The sequence below is a fragment of the Okeania sp. SIO3I5 genome, from assembly GCF_010672085.1.
Taxonomy (GTDB): Bacteria; Cyanobacteriota; Cyanobacteriia; order Cyanobacteriales; family Microcoleaceae; genus Trichodesmium.
In genome coordinates this window covers 21,018-21,553 of sequence record NZ_JAAHHT010000004.1, presented here as the reverse complement: position 1 = coordinate 21,553, position 536 = coordinate 21,018, and positions in this window count along the sequence as shown.

The window sequence follows — 536 nt, the reverse complement described above, 5'->3', positions numbered from 1 at the left end:
AAAGTCAAAAACATACACTCCCCAAACTTCCCAAACTTCCCAAATTATCCCTACTTCTGTATTTTTAAATTTTCAACCTGTGGGAAAATTTACCTCTCCTAAAAAAGTTATTTTAGGAAGAGTTGCCTAAGTCATTGACTTAATAACTATGGCTGTAATTCCCAGAATAACTAAACCAGTAACTCAGGTCAAAATTAAATATTTATATCTTTGATTTTTGAGATTATTCATAATAGCACCAAGTCCTACTTCTCCTCGACTTCTCCTAATCATCTATTTACAACCAGAAAGTCAAAAACATACACTCCCCAAACTTCCCAAACTTCCCAAATTATCCCTACTTCTGTATTTTTAAATTTTCAACCTGTGGGAAAATTTACCTCTCCTAAAAAAGTTATTTTAGGAAGAGTTGCCTAAGTCATTGACTTAATAACTATGGCTGTAATTCCCAGAATAACTAAACCAGTAACTCAGGTCAAAATTAAATATTTATATCTTTGATTTTTGAGATTATTCATAATAGCACGAAGTCTTCT